This is a genomic window from Cellulosimicrobium sp. BMG9.22, from assembly GCF_059159975.1.
On the sequence record NZ_JBZGBY010000004.1, the window covers coordinates 1 to 17,252 of the forward strand.

Sequence of the window (17,252 nt, forward strand, 5' to 3'; positions counted from 1 at the left end):
GTCGGGGTGGGTGGGGGCGCCGCGTCTACCATCCGCGCCGCTCGTTCCTCGCGTCGCTCCCGCCAGGCCCGTCCACGACGCGGCGCCCCCACCCACCCCGCCCGACGTCGTCCCACCCCGGTCTTCGCTCACCTCGGGCGACCGCCCAGGTCTGGGCCGAGCGGCGGGCGGGCGGGCTCACCTAAGCGCACCTGCCGAGCCGGGCCCACCGCCCGGCCTGGGTAGGCACCCGGCCCACGGGCACCCGATCCGCACCATTCTGCGTGCCCCGGCCCCGGCCCCGGGCCACCGGGTCCCGCCACGAGGCAAGCGCCGTCGCCCAACCAGAGCTCGAATCCGGCCGACCAGGCCGCTGCCTCAACGGACCAGGGCTCTACCTCGGCCGACCAGGGCTCTACCTCGGCCGACCAGGGCTCTACCTCGGCCGACCAGGGCTCTACCTCGGCCGACCGGGGTGCTACCTCGGCGCGACTCGGGGCGCTGCGCGTGGCGAGTCGACGGCTGAGCGGGTGGGGCGGCGTCGGATGCGAAGGGCGTCAAGCCGCGCTCGCAAACTCCCGCCCGAACGACCAGGGTGACGGCGCGGCAGCCCGAGCACCGACGCCGCCCCGCACGCGGACCCGACCACGGACCAGGGTTCGACCTCGCGCGACCGGGTTCTTCCTCGGTCGTGGGGTCAGCAGTGGACCGCGCCGAGGTCGGCGAAGACGTCGCTGTTGAGGCGGAACGCGAGCTTGGCCTCGGTGACGGTCTCGTCGACCTGGGCGGGTGTGAGGGCGAGGGCGTCGAGGCTCTCGCGGTAGACGTCCTTGAACGGCTTGGACCTCGGGATCTCCGCGAACGTGTAGAACGCGAGGCCGTCGTCGGCGAGCCCGTAGTGCCGCTCGAGCATGCGCTTGATGATCTGGCCGCCGGAGAGGTCGCCGAGGTAGCGGGTGTAGGCGTGCGCGGCGTAGGCGGGCAGCGACGTGCCGACCTGGCGCAGGCGGGCGACGTAGCGCTCGGTCGCCGGGCGGATCGTGATCCGCTCGGCCCAGTCGGCGCCGACGAGGAACGCGAGGTCCTTCTCGATCTCGGGCGTGCGCGTGAGCTCGTCGAACACGAGGGTCGAGCCCTGCGCGTCGCTGCGGACCGCGGCGCTCGCGTCCTCGAGCGCGCCGTAGACGGCCCACTGCTGCGCGGCGAGGTCGGCGTAGGCCGCGACGTCGAGCCGGCCGGACATGAGCCTCTCGACGAAGCCGGAGCTCTCGGCCTGCTCGTGCTCCGGGCGCGTGCCCTCGCGCAGCCGCAGCGAGAGCGGAGTCGGCCGGTCGGTGGTGGCGAGGTCGGGCGTCAGTGCAGTCACGCGGGCTCCTGCGAGGGTCGGGTCGCTGGCGGCACCGTCCTGACGAAGTGTCATGACGAAGCGTCAGGAACTCTAGCGCAGCAGGTGAGGCATGCCTATGCTCGCGCCGGGTCGACGTCCTCGGGGTTCGGCAGGCCGGCGACGAACCGGAAGCCGACGATCGCCACGATGGTGCCGAGGCCGCCGCCCACGACGAGCGGCGTCGTCAGGTCGACGCGGGCGAGGAGGCCGCCGAGGAACGACCCGAGCGGCATGGCGCCCCACAGGAGCGTGCGCCAGGTCCCGTGGACGCGGCCCAGGAGCCGGCCGGGGATCATCGCCTGGCGCAGCGACATGATGAGGACGTTCCATACGGTGACCCCGCCGAAGCCCACGGCGAGCAGGACGGCTGCGACCCCGACGGCGCCCCGCGGCAGCAGCGGGACGACACCGAGGAGCACGAGGGCCATGGGCGTGACGACGTTCGCGACGGCGATCGTCCGCCCCGTGCCGAACCGCTCCTTGGCCGGGTTGGCGACACCCGCGGCGACGAGCGCCCCGAGCGCGCCGACGAGCATGAACGTCCCGTACCAGGCCTCGGGGACGCCGAGCACGTCGAGCACGTAGAGGACCGTGGTCGCCGTCGCGGCGGAGAAGCACAGCCCGACGAGGATCGACAGGATCCACAGCGGGCGGAGCGTCGGGTGCGCCCAGAGGTACCGGAAGCCGTCCCCGAGCTGGCGGTACCAGGCCGGCTTCGCCTCGCCGGCGCCGTCGGCGGACGGCGTCCGGTGGTCGCCAGCCGCAGCGGCGGGCAGGAAGAACGCCAGAGCGAAGGCCACCGCGTACGTCAGCGCTCCCACTCCCAGCGGCGCGACGACGGCCACCGCGAACAGTGCCGACGTCAGGGGTGCCGCGAGGAAGTTCTGCACCGTGATCTCGCCCGCCTCGATGCGCGAGTTCGCGCGCGGGAGGTCCACGGGCCGCACGATCGACGGGAGCACGGCCCGGATCGCGCCGTCGTACACGGTCTCGAACGCGCCGTAGAGGAACACGACGGCGTAGAGCCACCAGATCGTCAGTGCGTCCGTCGCGGCGAGGACGACCAGCCCGACGGCGAGCACGGTCCGCGCGCCGTTCGCGAGCGCGAGCGCGTGCCGTCGGTCGATGCGGTCGAGCAGGACGCCGGCCGGGATGGCGAAGAAGAGCCACGGGAGCAGCGAGACGGCGGCGATGCCGGAGACGAGCAGGGGGTCGTCCGAGAGTCGGGCCGCGAGCAGCGGGGCGGCGACCCGCGCGATGCCGTCGCCGAGACTGGAGCTGAGGTTGGCCGTGAAGACGTTGCGGAACGCGGGCCCCAGGCCGGCGGCCGTGGGCGCGTCGGCAAGGGTCCGGCGTCGGGCGGGCATGGTCCGAGGCTAGGTGACGGGTGCCTCGGTCACCGACGGGATTCCCGGGGTTCTGCCGCGGGGAGAAGCACCCGAGCGGCCCGCGCGGAGGCTAGCGGACGGAGAGGGCGGGCGCGTCGACGTCGGCACCGACGGCGCGCAGGATGAACGCCTCGGTCGCCGAGATCGCCTGCGCCCGCGCCTCGGGGTCGTCGGGGACGAAGCGCCCGGAGAGGCACGCGTTGACGAGCTGGACGGTGGTGTCGATGTCCTGCGCGGGGAACTCTCCGGCGTCGATGCCGGAGCGCACGATGCGCCGCAGGATCGCCTCGACGAGCTCGGCGTGCTCGCGCAGGCGCTGTCGCGTCGTGCGCGAGAGCACGGTGCGCAGGTCCGGCCCCGGCGCGAGGTGGAAGATGCGCTTGAGCTGCGCCTGCTGCCGGATGTAGGTGCGCAGCTGCTCGACCGGGTCGTCCACGTCGTCGAGCGCCCGCTCGAGCGTCCCGACGTACTGCTCCGTCTCGTGCGTGATGAACCCGAGGAGCAGCGCCTCCTTGTCGGGGAAGTGGTTGTACACCGCGGTGCGGCCGACGCTCGCAGCGGCGGCGATGTCGGCGAGCGAGATGGCGTCGAAGCCGCGGTCCATCATGAGGGTCGAGAGCGCCGCGAAGAGCTTCTGCCGGGTCTGGGCGCGGTGCTCGTGGAGGGACCCTCCGATGATCTTGGGCATGCTGACATGATAGGCAGCGCGTGTCAGAACGCTAATCGCCGTCCTCTGGCACACTGCGGCGCATGGACAACACCGCCTCGTCCGAGGGTGCCGCCGTCCCGCCGCCCGACCCGGCGTTCCCGCCCCTCCCCGCCGACACCAAGGACTGGACGTGGGTCATGGAGCGCCCGTGCCCGGAGTGCGGGTTCGCCTCGGCCGGCGTGACTCCGGACCAGGTCGGGCCCGCGGTGCGCGACGCGGTCCCCCGCTACGGGGCGGCCCTCGAACGCGACGACGTCCGCGACCGGCCCGACGCGACCACCTGGTCGGTCCTCGAGTACGCCGCGCACGTGCGCGACGTCTTCTCGATCTTCGACGTGCGCCTGCAGTCGATGGTCGAGGGTGACGACCCGCAGTTCGCGAACTGGGACCAGGACGCCACCGCGGTCGAGCAGGACTACGCGCACCAGGACCCGGCCGTCGTGGCGCGCGAGCTGGAGATCGCGGGCGACCGCGTCGCGGGCCGCTTCGACGCGCTCGTCCCGGACCAGTGGGAGCGCCCCGGCCGCCGGTCGAACGGGTCGGTGTTCACGGTGCGCACGCTCGGGCAGTACTTCCTGCACGACGTCGTCCACCACCTGCACGACGTGCGGGCCTGAGCGCGGGCGGCCGGAAAGTCGACCCGGCATCGTGACCTCCTCGTAACATCCCGGCATTCCGGACCAACTACGCTCCGGGCATGGACCCCAACGTCGCCGGTCTCGTGCCCGAGGCGCACGCCGGTGCCCATCTCCTTGCGCTGCCGCGGTCGCGCGGCACGGCGCGCACGCCCGTCGACGCGCTGGCGCGGGCGTGGTTCCCGGACGCCGCGTGGGTGACCCCTCCGGGCGGCGGTGCGGCCCGGCCCATGGTCGGGGCGCGCTTCCGGGGCGTGGTGCGCGACGACGTCGTGCCGCCCGGGGAGCTGCGGCTCACCGAGGGCGCACGGGCCGTCGGGCCGTTCCCGCTGACGGCGCCGCAGACCCAGGCGCTCGACCTCGCGAGCGGTGCCGCCGAGGTCTTCGCGCTGCACGTCGACGACCCGGCGCCGCGTGGCGGACCCGTCGCCGTCCCTGACGACCGCGACGGGCTCACCCGTGCCTTCCCCGCCGGGCTGCCTCAGGGGACCGAGCTCCAGGTCCTCGGGTGGGCCGTCGCGGCTTCGCGCCGCGTGGGCGGCGCGCTCGTCGCGGACGGCCACGTCCTCACTCCCGACCCGGCAGGCGGGGTCGACCTCGACCTCTACAGCGCGCAGGTCCTGACGCCCGACGACGCGCTCGGGGTCCTGCGGACGGTCGTCCCCGGCGCGCGCATCGAGACGGTCGACACCCAGGAGGGCGGTCCGGCGGGCTTCGCCCTCGCGGGGGACACCCCGTACGACGGCGGGGCGCGGCTGGCGATGCGCCGCGTGGTGGAGGTGCCGCTCGCGCTGGGCGCTCTGGACTGGCGCGAGTACGGACCGTACGCCTATCACGTGTCGTGGCTGCCGCCGGACCCCGACGAGCTCGGCGTCGAACGGCCGTCGGGCCTGCACCTCATCGCGCGCTCGCGAGTACGGGTCCTCGTCGCGCGCCTCGCGGCGATGCTGCAGGGCCGGCTCGGCGGGACGCTCGTCGACGACGGCGGGTTCGTGCTGCGAGACCTCGACCTCGACGAACGGCTGACACCCGCTGCGACGCCCACGTCGCAGTTCTGGGTCTGACCCTCGCGTGCGCACTCGCTGCGCCGCGATGCTGAACGGCGGGTGTCGGGCGCGCGGACTGTCCACAGAAGTGATCCACAGGGCTGTGGGCCGCGTGGGAATCCCGCGGGGCCGCCTGTGGATGAACCTGTGGCCTTCGGTGCGCGGCAAATGACATGGGTCGGAACCCTTGCAGACCCCGGTGACGAGGACTACAAACTTCCTAACGGCCCGGACGGGCGCACACGGACGACGGCGTTCCGGAACGCAGCACAGGGGTCCACGGGCTCCCACCCGGACCGCACGTCGCACCGCTGGGTGCACGCGAGGGCACGGCTGACCGGAGAACGGTGGACGACCCGCGGCCCCTGCCGCGGGCTGCGCGCGACGGCGCAGGTTCCGACCGGACCCGGAAGGCCGACCGCGATCGGCGCCACCGCCCGGCCACCGGGGGACACCCTCCCGGGGGTCGGCTGCGGCGACGTCGGGCCGCCACGTCGCGAGCGGCGCCCCGACGGGCCACCTGGCCCGACCGCCCCGGGGTCGCGGACACGGCGAGGCCCCTCGGAATCCTGCTCCGAGGGGCCTCGCTGCCATTGTCCCGCCGCGGCCGTCGGCGGACGAGGGTCTGGCGCGCCTACGCTCGTCCCATGAGCAACCTCGAGACCCGGCCCGAGGAGCGCGTGTGCTCCGCGGGCGTCCCGGACGCCGTGGTGGGTGACGTGTCAGCAGCCGGGTCGGCGAGCCCGACCGTCGAGATCCTCGAGCACCGCGACGTCCCCCTCGGCGGCACCCGCGCGATGCGCGTCCGCCGCACGATCCCGCAGCGGGCGCGCTCGCTCGTCGGAGCGTGGTGCTTCCTCGACCACTACGGCCCCGACCCGCTGCCCGCGATCGGCGACGGCACGGACGGCATGCAGGTCCCGCCCCACCCGCACACCGGCCTGCAGACGGTCACTTGGCTCTTCGCCGGCGAGATCCTGCACCGGGACTCGGTCGGTTCGCTGCAGACCGTCCGCCCGGGCGAGCTCAACCTCATGACGGCCGGGCACGGCATCTCCCACTCCGAGGAGTCGCCGCAGGGGGTGCGCCCGCCCGTGCTGCACGGCGTCCAGCTCTGGGTCGCGCTGCCGGGCGACCGCCTCGCCGACCCGCCCGCGTTCGAGCACCACGCCGACCTTCCCGTGGTGACCGCCGACGGCGCGCGCGTGCAGGTCTTCCTCGGCGCGCTGCGCGTGGGTGGGGCCGAGCTCCGTTCGCCGGCGACCACGTTCACGCCTCTCGTCGGCGCCCAGGTCGACCTCGAGCCCGGGGCGCGCGTGGTGCTCGACGTGGACCCGGCGTTCGAGCACGGCCTGCTGGTGGACGACGGCGTGGTGCTCCTCGAGGGGGAGGCCGTGCCGCCGTCGTCCCTCGGGTACGTCGCGCCGGGGCGCGCGACGCTCACGGTCGAGGCCGGTCCGGACGGCCCAGCGCGGGTCGTGCTCGTGGGCGGTGAGCCGTTCGGTGAGGACATCGTCATGTGGTGGAACTTCGTCGGCCGCTCGCACGACGACGTCGCGCGCGCCCGCGAGGAGTGGCAGGCGCAGCTCGCGGTGACGGGGGGCGACGGTCCGAATCACGGCGGCACGCGGTACGCCGAGGGCGCTCGCGAGGGGCGCTACGGCGAGGTCGCCGGGTACGACGGCGGGCCGCTCCCCGCCCCGACCCTTCCGGACGTCCGCCTGCGCCCCCGCACCCGTCCCGCGAGGTAGTACCGCAGTCCCGCGAGGTAGTGCTGCAGTTCCTGAGAGAACGTGCAGCGGCGAACCCTGGTACTACTTCGGCGGAACTCGGTACTCCCTCGGCGTGTCAGTAGACTGCCGCGCATGGCCAAGAACTCCACGCCCGACTTCGTGCTGCGCCCGTTCGAGGGACTCCCCGGCGAGACCGACTGGGTCGCGATGCGCGAGGTCGTCCCCTCGGCCAGCGCGACCGCCCGCACGACGGCGGAGCACGGCGCGCGCGACGTCCTCGTCGTCACGGTCCTGCCCGCGGGCTGGGCGGCGCTGCACCGCCAGGACGGCACGATCCTCCTCGCCGTCCAGACCCTCGCCGGCTCGGGCGACACGAGCCGCGACCTCGCCGCGGCGCTGCTCGAGGCGATCGACGCGGAGCCCGGCACGTCGATCGAGACGAGCGCGCTGCCCGACGCCGGCCCGCGCCTGCAGGACGTGCTCGACCCGTCGGTCCCCTTCGAGGTCACGGTGCACGAGGACTTCTCGTTCTGGCTCGACCCGTCCGCGGAGATCACGCCCGACCTGCGCGAGTCCCTCGACCAGGCCGCCGAGTCGATGGTCCCGACCGTCAAGCTCGACGCCGTCGGGTCGGCCTACTGGTGCCGCATGTCGCGGGAGTTCCTGCGCTGGGCGCGGCCCGAGCCGGAGGACGTGCTCATCGACGCGATCTCGCGCCTGCACGCGCGGCGCGAGTCCGGCCTCGCGGGCGGCAAGTTCGTCGGCGCGTTCCGCTCGAGCGGTCTGCTGGTCCCCGTCTGGGAGCTGCCGCGCGGCACGGAGGCCGACGAGCTCGAGGGTCCGGTCGCGGAGCTCGACGCGCGGCTCACGGAGGCGGCCGCCGTCACCGAGCCCCTCGACGCGAACGAGCGCCGTGCCCGTGCCGGCATCGTGTCGCGCCAGGTCACGCTCCGCTGACGGTCGGCCTGTCGACGGACGCCACCGTCGAGTAGGATCCGGACGACCCGGGTACGCAGCCCGGTCGTCCTGCAGAGGTCCTGGGCGGATCTCTGGGGATTCGACGGCGAAACTGCGGCCAACTCTTTGCACTACTAGGCTGGGCAGCGTGAACGCGGACCATCGGTCGACTGAGACTGGGAACAACCCTGGGCGGGCGACGAGCGCGCCGTCGCCGACGTACCTCTCGGCGTCCGGGACGCGCGCCAGGACGCCGCGACCCGTCCTCGGCGACGGACGGTCCGGCCGCGCCGTGCGCCAGCGCGTCGCCGTGATCATCCCCGCGAAGGACGAGTCCCGGCGGATCGCCGCGACCGTGCGCGCGGCCAAGGCGATCCCGCACGTCGACCTCGTGCTCGTCGTCGACGACGGCAGCGAGGACGACACCCAGCACGTCGCGCGCGAGGCCGGCGCCGTCGTCGTGCGGCACTCGCACAACCGTGGCAAGGCCGCCGCCATGGAGACGGGCGCCGCCGTCGTGGCGATGCGCGACGCGCCGGCCCGGCCGCCGCGCCTCCTCCTCTTCATCGACGGCGACCTCGGGGAGACCGCGGTGAACACCGCCCCCCTCGTCCTCCCCGTGCTCGACGGTCAGGCGGACGTCGCCATCGCGCTCCTGCCCCCGCAGCCGGGCGCCGGCGGCCGCGGGATCGTCGTCGGTGCCGCGCGTCGCGCCATCCAGTCGCTCACCGGGTGGACCCCCACCCAGCCGCTGTCCGGCATGCGCTGCCTCACGCGCGAGGCGTTCGAGGCGGCGACGCCGCTCGCGCGCGGGTGGGGGGTCGAGACCGGCATGACGATCGACCTGCTCCGCAAGGGCTACGTCGCCGTCGAGGTGCCGTGCGACCTGCGCCACCGTGCGTCGAGCAACGACATCAAGGGCCAGCTCCACCGCGCGGCGCAGTACCGCGACGTGCTCGTGGCGGTGAACGCCCGCAAGGTGCGCTCGGCCGTGGACCGGGTGCGGACGCCCGCGAAGTAGTTGCGTCTCGCGGGTCGGCCTGTGGTCGGGTCCGCGGGCGGGGCGTCAGCCCAGCCGGACGGTCGGCGAGCAGCAACTGCCGGTCAGGTCTGGGCCGTGGTGGCCTTCTCGGCCTCTGTCGCTGTTGCTGCGGCCTCCGGCGCAGGCTCCTGCTCGCCGTCCGGGTCGGGTGGGCCGTTCCACGCTGCATGGAGGGCGGCGACCGTCAGGAGGGGGATCGCCGGGATGAGCGCGATCATCGCGATGCGGACGCCGAAGTCGTTGACGAGGGAGCCGGCGACGCAGACGATCCACAGGGCGAGGAGGGCCGGGCGGACGAGCGGCCAGGCCGCCTCCGTCCGCGCGAACCAGTGCGGGGTGAACCGGTGGGGCCAGAAGAGCACGAGCGCCGCCGCGACGAGCAGGACGATCGTCAGCCATACCGGTACGCCGCCGAGCACGGATCTCAGCGCGTAGCCGGCCTTGCGGAAGAGGATGTCCCAGGCCGAGCCGTCGACGACCTGGCCGACGAACCGGCCCAGGTGCGAGCGCTGGTCCGCGGGCCGGAGCCAGTCGAGCACGCCGACGGCGGCGACCAGCGCGACGCCCGCGGCGGCGACGAGCACGAAGCGCCGCCACGTGACGCGCGCGCCCGAGGCGGCGAGACCGAGCACCGCGAACGCCGGGACGAGGACGAGCCCGCCGCCGAGGTCGGCTCCGAGCGTCGGCCACACGTCCACGACCATGGTGACGAGGCCGATCGCGGTGACGACCGAGGCGGCGAGGAACCGCCGGCCCCGGACCACGAGCCACTGCGCGAGCGCCGCGGCGAGGACGAGGGCGGCGACCGCGTACACGGAGAACGTGGGGTTGCCGAAGCCGTAGAAGCGTGCGCCGAACGTCGGCGCGGAGCCGAGCGGGCTCGCGCGGTTGAGCGGAGTCCCGACGAGCGCGTCGAGCGTGAGCACCGTGAACGTGATCCCGGCGACGATGCCCGGGCCGAGCCACACGGGTCGTCGCGGTGCGAGCGCGCCGAGCCCGGCGACGGCGGCGGTCATGAGGACCGTCGAGAGGACGATGGCGAGGGTCTGGCTGCCGAACCGCCACCAGCCGGTGAGGGAGACGAGGAAGGCCGCGGCCGGGACGGCCGCGACGACGAGCGCCGCGCCACGCGCCCAGTGCGCGGCCCGCGCCCACTGCACGCGGGAACGACCGGTCGCCCGGGCCGCTCGCGGGGCGAGGAGCAGGCAGAGGCCCGCGATCGCGAGACCGGCGTAGAACGGCACGTCGACGAAGTAGGTGTACACCGCACGCCGGACGTGGTCGCGCGTCGTGAGGTCGGCGAGCGCGTCGGCGGTCGACGTGGCGTCCGGCGGGCGCGGGGAGCCCCACGCGAGCGGTGTGTCCTGGATGCGAGCGGGCATCGCGGAGCCGGTCACCCCGGCCGCGTCGAGGACGGTCGCGGGTACGTCGAGGACCCGCGCGACGCCGTCGGTCCGCGTGGCCGCGCTCGTCACGTACCGGGCCTGGTCCGGGCCGTCGGACGACGGTCGGACGAGCGTGGCGCCGAGCACGGGCCGCGTGCCGGGGGCGCCGGCGACGTCGACGACGAGCACGGTCGTGCCCGTCGGGGCGGCGTCGAGCACCTCGCCCACCGTGGCGTCGACGGCGGCGAGCCGGTCGGCGCGCTGCGCGTCGGGCGTCGTGGTGCCCTCCTCCGCGGGCCGCGCCGGGTCGACGGCGGGCGCGGTCGCGTCCCCGGCGTCGACGACGGTCACGGGGCACGCGAACGCGTCGCCGCCGCGCGTCGTCGCCGTGGAGAGGTCGCGGTAGCGCGCGACGTGCCCGTCGGCGTCCGCGAGCGCGATCGCCGCTCCCGGCCCGACGGCGGTCGCGCACACCGCGCCCGCGCCGGGGCTGCTCGTGCCGGTCCCGGGGGCGGTCCCGAGCGCCTCGCCCAGCACGCCGAGCCGCGCCTGGTAGCCCGAGCCCTGCTGCAGCGCGACGAGGTCGTCCCAGCCGTCGACGGTCGCGCCGTCCTGCGCGGCGACGACCTGCGTCGTCGGGCAGGCCCAGGTCCCGTCCGGGGCGCGCTCGGTCGCGACCTCCGCGAGCTGGCCCGCGGAGAGGGCGAGCCAGCCTCCCACGGTGCACCGGCTCGCGGCCCCGGTCGGCTGTGCGACGCCCGCGGCGCCCGCACCGTCGGTGAGCAGGGCGTGCAGCGCCGGAGTCTGCGACGCGGTGACGTCGGCCCACGTCACGCCGGTGGTGCCGACGACGACGAGCGGCCGGTCGGTCGCGATCGTGTCGGAGCGCGTGACCGTGGCCTCGCCACCGGCCCGGGCCGCTGCGGACGATGGCCGCGCGCTTCCCGACCCCACCACCGTCGACGCGAGCAGCACCACGAGCAGCAGACCGCCCCCGACCGTGACGAGCATCGTCGGCATGCGCCGGATCCCGGGCTCGGGCAGCGCGGCCACCACCGCGGGCGGGGCGGCCAGGAACCCGGGCACGATCGTCGAGGCCGCGACGACCACGACCATGGCGCCGATGATCACGCCGGAGTCGTTGAGCACCGACCCGACGCCCGCGACCACGACGAGCGCGACGACGAGCGGGCGCAGCAGCGGCCAGCGCTCGTACGCGCGCGCCACCTCCGGCAGCCGGAAGCGCTCGGGCCGCAGCGCTGCGAGGGCGGTGAGCACGACGACCAGCGCCGCGAGCGCGCCCACCGGGTTCGCGATGGTCGCCCAGGCGCCGAGCGCCTTGCGACCGACCACCTCGAGGGCCGCACCGTCGACGACGGTCTGCACGAACCCGCCGAGGTGGGAGCTCCCGCCGGGCACCAGCCAGTCGACGACCGCGACGACCGCGACGACGAGCACCGTGACGACCGCGACGACGAGCACGCGCGTCCACGTGATCCGCACCCGCGCGACGAGCAGCGCCAGCACCGCGAACGCGGGGACGAGCGCGAGGATCCCGCCGAAGTCGGCGCCGAACGCGGGCCAGCCGTCGATGACCACGGTGACGACGCCGACCGCGACGACGAGCCACGCCGCGAGGCGGCGCCGTCCGCGCTCGAGAGCCGCCGTCGCGAGGCCACCCGCGAGCACGAGGCCCGCCACCGCGTACACGGCGAAGGTCACGTTGTTGAAGCCGTAGAAGCGCGTGAACCCGACGACCGCCGACGTGCCGAGGAGGGACGCCTGCTGGAGCGTCGTGCCCGTGGCGCCGTCGACCGTGAGGACGAGCCACGTGACGCCCGCGAGCGCCGTCGGCAGGGCCCACGGGCGGTCGGGGAGGAGCCGCGAGACGCACCACGCGACGAGCGCGACGACGACGGCGCTCGTCGCGAGCGCCAGCGTGAGGGCGGGCGCCGGCGCGCTCCAGACCCACCAGCGCGACAGGCTCGCGAGCGACGCGGCGACGGGTGCGGCGGCCGCGACGGTGAGCACCGCGGTCACGACGCGCCGACCGGCCGGACCGGGGCGGGGCGGCAGCCCGCGGCGCGCGGCCGAGCGGCGCATCCAGAGCGCGCCGCCGAGCGTGACGACGAGCGTGGCGACGAGCAGCCCGACGAGCACGGGGTAGAGCGTCGGGATGGTGCTCGTGAGGACGTTGAGGTACTGCCGGTTCTCGACCGTCCGGGCGACGTCCATGCGTCGCACCTCGCCGAGGGTCAGGGGATTGCCGTCGAACCCCTCGGTGCTGCCCCCGGTCGACTCGACGACGGTCGCGGAGAGGTCGACGAGCTGCACGATGCCGTCCTGCTGCGTGCTCGGGGAGTGCAGCCAGCGGGTGGTCGGCTCGCCCTTGCGCCAGTCGACGACGACAGGCAGCCCCGGCTCGCCGACCGGGCCCGCCGGAACGCCGGCCACGAGGACCCGCGTGCCCCGGTCGACCTCGTCCATGACGCGGGCGAGCGCCTCGTCGAGCGCGTCGAGACTCTGCCCGCGGCCGTTCGCGGAGTCCACGATCTCGCCCTGGTCGACGACGGTCACGTCGCACGCGGTCAGGTCGCCGTCCGGGAGGGCGGACAACGACGGGGCGTAGCGCGCGAGCCCGCCGTTCGCGTCCGCGAGCATGACGGCCGCCCCCGGTCCGACCGCCGTCGTGCACACGTCCGTCTCGGCGAGCCGGGTGGCCACCGTCCCCGGTTCGTGGCGCGTCGTCGAGGTGGCGGCGGCGTCCTCCTCCTCGGCCGGCGCCGTGAGCGTCGCCCAGCCGGGCACGTCGGCCGGCAGGGCCTGGGGCGTCGTCGCCCCGTCCGCCTGGACGCTCGGCACGGGGAGCGGGGGGCAGCTCGGCGCGGGCGGCTCGGTGCCGACGACGGGCGGTTCCGCGGGCGTCTCGGCCGCGTCCCGGTCCTGGGAGACCATCCGCCCCGCGGAGAGGGTGAGCCACGCGTCGGTCGTGCACGTCGTGCGGCCGACGCTGAGCGACGCGACGGAGCCCGTCCGGATCATCGACCACAAGGTCGGCGTCGCGGTGGGGGAGACGTCGCTCCAGTACAACCCCGCCACGGCCACGAGCACCACCGGCTCCGGCTCCGGCGCGTCCGCCGCGGCCTGCGCCGTCGTGCCCGACGGCGTCGCCGACGCGGGTGCGGTGGTCACCGCCCCGAGCAACGACAGCAGCCCGACCGCGAGGGCCACGGCGAGCGCCGTCGCCCGCACCCCGACCCCACGCCCCCGACGTGCGGGAACGCGGCGACGACGGGAGCGCACGACGGCCGGCAAGATCACCGCACCAGCCTACGGGGGCCGCCACGCCCCACCCGGGCCGGGCGAGCGCCGTCGTCGCAGGTCCGCCCCGGACGCTCACCCCGCCTCCACGCCGCTCGCGCGACCCGACCACGCGTGCGGTCACCGGACGAGCCACGGCCGATGGTGACGCGACAACAGGACGGGGTGGGGGAGAGGGCGGCGGGTCGTGGTGGGTCTGGCGGGAGCGACGCGAGGAACGAGCGGCGCGGATGGTAGACCCGCCGCCCTCTCCCCCACCCCGTCCACCCGACCCACGAACGAACCGGACCGGACGACTCAGGCGGTCCGCACCACGAGCGCCCCCGGGTCGACGCGGCACTCGAGCTCGACGGCGAGTCCCAGCACGTCGCCGTCGACCTGCGCCTGCTCGCCCTCCTCGACGCTCACCCGCACGCGCCGCGCCCGCGCGTGGTCGATGCGGCCGATCTTCGCGGGCAGGTCGTTGCGCACGCCGAGACCCTGCATCACGACCTCGCCGAAGAGCTGCGCCCACCCCATGACGCCCCCGCGCGTGTCGACGGCGGCGACGTCGAGGACGCCGTCGTCGATGACGGCGTCGGGCAGGAGCATGATGCCGCCGGGGAGGCGGCCGCAGTTGCCGATCATGAGCGAGCGCAGCCGGGCGTCGACGGGCGGGGTGTCGTCGAGCTGGATGCGGGCGCGCATGCGGCGCCCGTGGAGGTGGCGGATGCCGGCGACGAAGTAGGCGACCCAGCCGACCTTGGCCTTGAGCTCGTCGTCGGCGTCGGCGACCATCGCGGCGTCGAACCCGAGGCCGGCGATGACGAGGAAGATGTGCTCCTTCGAGCGGTGCGGGCTGCCCGGTGCGGTGACCGGCGGGATGCGGTCCTCGTCGCCGGGGACCTCGCCGTCGTCCTCGGCCCACCGCAGCACGCGGACCCACCCGACGTCGACGGGCCGGTCGGAGCCGGCGATGACGATCGCGAGCGCGGCGCGGGCGTCCCCGACGGGGAGGTCCAGGTTGCGGGCGAGGAGGTTGCCCGTGCCGACGGGAAGCAGCGCCATGGTGCGCCCGCTGCCGACGATCCCCTCGGCGACGGCGCGGACGGTGCCGTCCCCTCCGACGGCGACGACGACGTCGGCCCCGCGCGCGAGGGCGGCGCGGGTCTGCCCGACGCCCGGGTCCTCGATCGTCGTCTCGTACCAGAGGGGGGCGGGCAGGGCGGCGTCGGCGAACGCGCCGCGCACGACGGCCTCGAGCCCGGCGACGTCGGGCTTCGACGGGTTGGCGACGAACGCGACGAGCTCGCGCGGGTCGTCGTCGACCGGACCGTCCTCCGCGGCGGTCGGCGCGCCCTCGGCGCGGCGCATGCGCTGCTGCTGCGCGCGCAGGCCGAGCGCGACGGCGAGGGCCACGACGGCGACGGCGAGCGCCGCGATCGCGAGCCACAGGGTCCAGGTCATGGTCGCCACCGTAGCGGGGCGGGTCGGCGCCGGGGGGCGGGCGGTGTTCGTTAGGCTGCTGGCGTGATCGACCTCCGCCTCCTGCGCGACAACCCCGACCTCGTCCGTACCAGCCAGGTCACCCGTGGTGACGACCCGGCGCTGGTGGACGCCGCCCTCGACGCCGACGCGCGCCACCGTTCCGCGCTGAGCGAGTTCGAGAACCTGCGCGCGGAGCAGAAGTCGCTCGGCAAGTTGGTCGCGCAGGCGCAGGGCGAGGAGAAGCAGGCGCTCCTCGCGCACACGAAGCAGCTCGCCGCGGACGTCAAGGCGCGGCAGGCCGACGCGGAGGCTGCGGCGGACGAGCTGCGCGGGCTGCTGTACCGCATCTCGAACGTCGTCGCGGGCGCCCCGGCGGGCGGCGAGGACGACTACGTCGTGCTGCGCGAGGAGGGCACGATCCGCGACTTCGCCGCGGAGGGCTTCACCCCGCGCGACCACCTCGACCTCGGCGAGCGCCTGCGCGCGATCGACACCGAGCGCGGTGCCAAGGTGTCGGGCGCGCGGTTCTATTACCTGACCGGCGTGGGGGCGCGACTCGAGCTCGCCCTGCTCAACGCGGCGATGGACGCCGCGCTCGCCGCGGGCTTCACGCCCGTCATCACGCCGACCCTCGTGCGCCCGGAGGTCATGCAGGGCACCGGGTTCCTCGGCGCCCACGCGGACGAGATCTACCGCCTCGAGAAGGACGACCTCTACCTCGTCGGGACGAGCGAGGTGGCGCTCGCTGGCTACCACGCGAACGAGATCGTCGACCTCTCGGACGGCCCGCTGCGCTACGCCGGGTGGAGCGCGTGCTACCGCCGCGAGGCCGGCTCGCACGGCAAGGACGTGCGCGGCATCATCCGCGTGCACCAGTTCCACAAGGTCGAGATGTTCAGCTACTGCGACCCGGCCGACGCCGAGGCGGAGCACCAGCGCCTGCTCGGCTGGGAGGAGCAGATGCTGCGCCTCGTCGACCTGCCGTACCGCGTCATCGACACCGCGGCCGGCGACCTCGGGTCGAGCGCCGCGCGCAAGTTCGACTGCGAGGCGTGGCTGCCCACGCAGCAGCGCTACCTCGAGCTCACCTCGACGTCGAACTGCACGACGTTCCAGGCGCGTCGTCTCAACGTGCGCGAGCGCGTCGAGGTCGACGGGAAGAGCGAGACGCGGACCGTAGCGACGCTCAACGGCACGCTCGGCACGACGCGCTGGATCGTCGCGATCCTCGAGAACCACCAGCAGGCCGACGGCTCGGTCCGCGTGCCGGAGGGGCTGCGCCCGTACCTCGGCGGTCTCGAGGTCCTCGAGCCGGTGCGCGCGTGACGGGTGCGGCGGAGCCGATGCTCGTCGCGCTCGACATCGACGGCACGCTCCTGTCCTACGACCAGGAGCTGTCGGAGGACGTGCGCGACGCCGTCGCGGACCTGCGCGCGGCCGGCCACCACGTGGTGCTCGCCTCGGGGAGGTCGCTCATCGCGATGACGCCGGTCGCGGAGATCCTCGGGATCGACCGCGGGTGGGTCGTCGCGTCCAACGGCGCGGTGACGGCACGCCTCGACCCCGACGAGCCCGAGGGCTACGCGCTCGAGGACGTCGTGACGTTCGACCCCGGCCCCGCGCTGCGGCTGCTGCGGGAGCACCTGCCCCAGGCGCGGTACGCCGTCGAGGACGTCGGCGTCGGGTTCCGCATGAACGAGCTCTTCCCCGAGGGCGAGCTCGACGGCGTGCACCGCGTCGTGGAGTTCGACGAGCTGTGGTCGGGCGAGGTCACGCGTGTCATCGTGCGCGCGCCGGAGTCCACGAGCGAGCAGTTCCACGAGCTCGTCGAGCACCTCGGTCTCGACGACGTGACGTACGCCGTCGGCTGGACCGCGTGGATGGACCTCGCGCCGCTCGGCGTGACGAAGGCGACCGGGCTCGAGCAGGTGCGGCGGACGCTCCACGTCCAGCCCCACCGGACCGTCGCGGTCGGCGACGGCCGCAACGACGTCGAGATGCTGCAGTGGGCGGCGCGCGGCGTCGCGATGGGCCACGCGGACGACGTCGTGCAGGCCGCGGCGGACGAGGTGACGGGCACGATCGCCGACGACGGCGCCGTCCCGGTCCTGCGCAGCCTCCTGCCCTGACCGCGAGGTAGAACCGTGGTGCGCGAGCCGCGGTCAGGAGCGAGCGGCTGTGGTCCGGTCCGCGGGTGGGGCGG

12 protein-coding genes are annotated in these 17,252 nt (G+C 75.0%); 7 read left to right on the forward strand and 5 right to left on the reverse strand.

Features of this window, described 5'->3' with window-relative positions; translation table 11 throughout:
• Positions 1 to 676: 676 nt before the first annotated feature.
• The 3 genes from AC4H2H_RS04190 to AC4H2H_RS04200 all read right to left on the reverse strand — a co-directional run bounded on the left by AC4H2H_RS04190 (position 677) and on the right by AC4H2H_RS04200 (position 3,442).
• Positions 677 to 1,345, reverse strand: coding sequence for a biliverdin-producing heme oxygenase (locus tag AC4H2H_RS04190; protein ID WP_494369564.1), 669 nt, complete (start codon positions 1,343 to 1,345; stop codon positions 677 to 679).
• Between the two features lie 95 nt (positions 1,346 to 1,440).
• A complete protein-coding gene (locus tag AC4H2H_RS04195; RefSeq protein WP_494369565.1) occupies positions 1,441 to 2,733 on the reverse strand; it encodes an MFS transporter in 1,293 nt (430 codons plus the stop codon).
• A 91-nt stretch (positions 2,734 to 2,824) separates the two neighbouring features.
• The gene (locus AC4H2H_RS04200; protein ID WP_494369566.1) at positions 2,825 to 3,442 is read right to left on the reverse strand and encodes a TetR/AcrR family transcriptional regulator; all 618 of its coding nucleotides are present in this window, start codon (positions 3,440 to 3,442) and stop codon (positions 2,825 to 2,827) included.
• Positions 3,443 to 3,504: 62 nt separating this feature from the next.
• Between AC4H2H_RS04200 and AC4H2H_RS04205 the strand changes: the two genes are divergently transcribed.
• The 5 genes from AC4H2H_RS04205 to AC4H2H_RS04225 all read left to right on the forward strand — a co-directional run bounded on the left by AC4H2H_RS04205 (position 3,505) and on the right by AC4H2H_RS04225 (position 8,855).
• Entirely contained in the window at positions 3,505 to 4,080 is a 576-nt protein-coding gene (locus AC4H2H_RS04205; RefSeq protein ID WP_494369567.1) for a DinB family protein, read from the forward strand.
• 80 nt (positions 4,081 to 4,160) lie between these two features.
• Entirely contained in the window at positions 4,161 to 5,162 is a 1,002-nt protein-coding gene (locus AC4H2H_RS04210) for a hypothetical protein (RefSeq protein ID WP_494369568.1), read from the forward strand.
• A gap of 629 nt (positions 5,163 to 5,791) precedes the next feature.
• Complete coding sequence (locus AC4H2H_RS04215) at positions 5,792 to 6,895, forward strand: pirin family protein (RefSeq protein ID WP_494369569.1); 1,104 nt, start codon at positions 5,792 to 5,794, stop codon at positions 6,893 to 6,895.
• Positions 6,896 to 7,009: 114 nt separating this feature from the next.
• A complete protein-coding gene (locus AC4H2H_RS04220; protein ID WP_494369570.1) occupies positions 7,010 to 7,834 on the forward strand; it encodes a DUF5926 family protein in 825 nt (274 codons plus the stop codon).
• Between the two features lie 148 nt (positions 7,835 to 7,982).
• A complete protein-coding gene (locus AC4H2H_RS04225) occupies positions 7,983 to 8,855 on the forward strand; it encodes a glycosyltransferase family 2 protein (protein ID WP_494369571.1) in 873 nt (290 codons plus the stop codon).
• Positions 8,856 to 8,938: 83 nt separating this feature from the next.
• Here AC4H2H_RS04225 and AC4H2H_RS04230 read toward each other — a convergent pair whose 3' ends face one another.
• Positions 8,939 to 13,582: a hypothetical protein gene (locus AC4H2H_RS04230; RefSeq protein ID WP_494369572.1), complete on the reverse strand. Its 4,644-nt coding sequence runs from the start codon at positions 13,580 to 13,582 to the stop codon at positions 8,939 to 8,941.
• A gap of 297 nt (positions 13,583 to 13,879) precedes the next feature.
• Positions 13,880 to 15,028: a diacylglycerol/lipid kinase family protein gene (locus AC4H2H_RS04235; protein WP_494369573.1), complete on the reverse strand. Its 1,149-nt coding sequence runs from the start codon at positions 15,026 to 15,028 to the stop codon at positions 13,880 to 13,882.
• 63 nt (positions 15,029 to 15,091) lie between these two features.
• On the opposite strand from AC4H2H_RS04235, the gene serS reads away from it, so the two are divergent.
• A complete protein-coding gene (gene serS / locus AC4H2H_RS04240) occupies positions 15,092 to 16,375 on the forward strand; it encodes a serine--tRNA ligase (protein ID WP_494369574.1) in 1,284 nt (427 codons plus the stop codon).
• 17 nt (positions 16,376 to 16,392) lie between these two features.
• Positions 16,393 to 17,178 (forward strand): HAD family hydrolase, encoded by a 786-nt coding sequence (locus AC4H2H_RS04245; protein WP_494369762.1) that lies wholly within the window; start codon positions 16,393 to 16,395, stop codon positions 17,176 to 17,178.
• Positions 17,179 to 17,252: the final 74 nt, after the last annotated feature.

Coding starts and splice junctions, on each gene's coding strand:
- AC4H2H_RS04200 (WP_494369566.1), bottom strand. CDS start 3,442: ATGCCCAAGATCATCGGAGGGTCCCTCCACGAGCACCGCGCCCAGACC.
- AC4H2H_RS04215 (WP_494369569.1), top strand. CDS start 5,792: ATGAGCAACCTCGAGACCCGGCCCGAGGAGCGCGTGTGCTCCGCGGGC.
- AC4H2H_RS04210 (WP_494369568.1), top strand. CDS start 4,161: ATGGACCCCAACGTCGCCGGTCTCGTGCCCGAGGCGCACGCCGGTGCC.
- AC4H2H_RS04220 (WP_494369570.1), top strand. CDS start 7,010: ATGGCCAAGAACTCCACGCCCGACTTCGTGCTGCGCCCGTTCGAGGGA.
- AC4H2H_RS04195 (WP_494369565.1), bottom strand. CDS start 2,733: ATGCCCGCCCGACGCCGGACCCTTGCCGACGCGCCCACGGCCGCCGGC.
- AC4H2H_RS04245 (WP_494369762.1), top strand. CDS start 16,393: ATGCTCGTCGCGCTCGACATCGACGGCACGCTCCTGTCCTACGACCAG.
- AC4H2H_RS04235 (WP_494369573.1), bottom strand. CDS start 15,028: ATGACCTGGACCCTGTGGCTCGCGATCGCGGCGCTCGCCGTCGCCGTC.
- AC4H2H_RS04205 (WP_494369567.1), top strand. CDS start 3,505: ATGGACAACACCGCCTCGTCCGAGGGTGCCGCCGTCCCGCCGCCCGAC.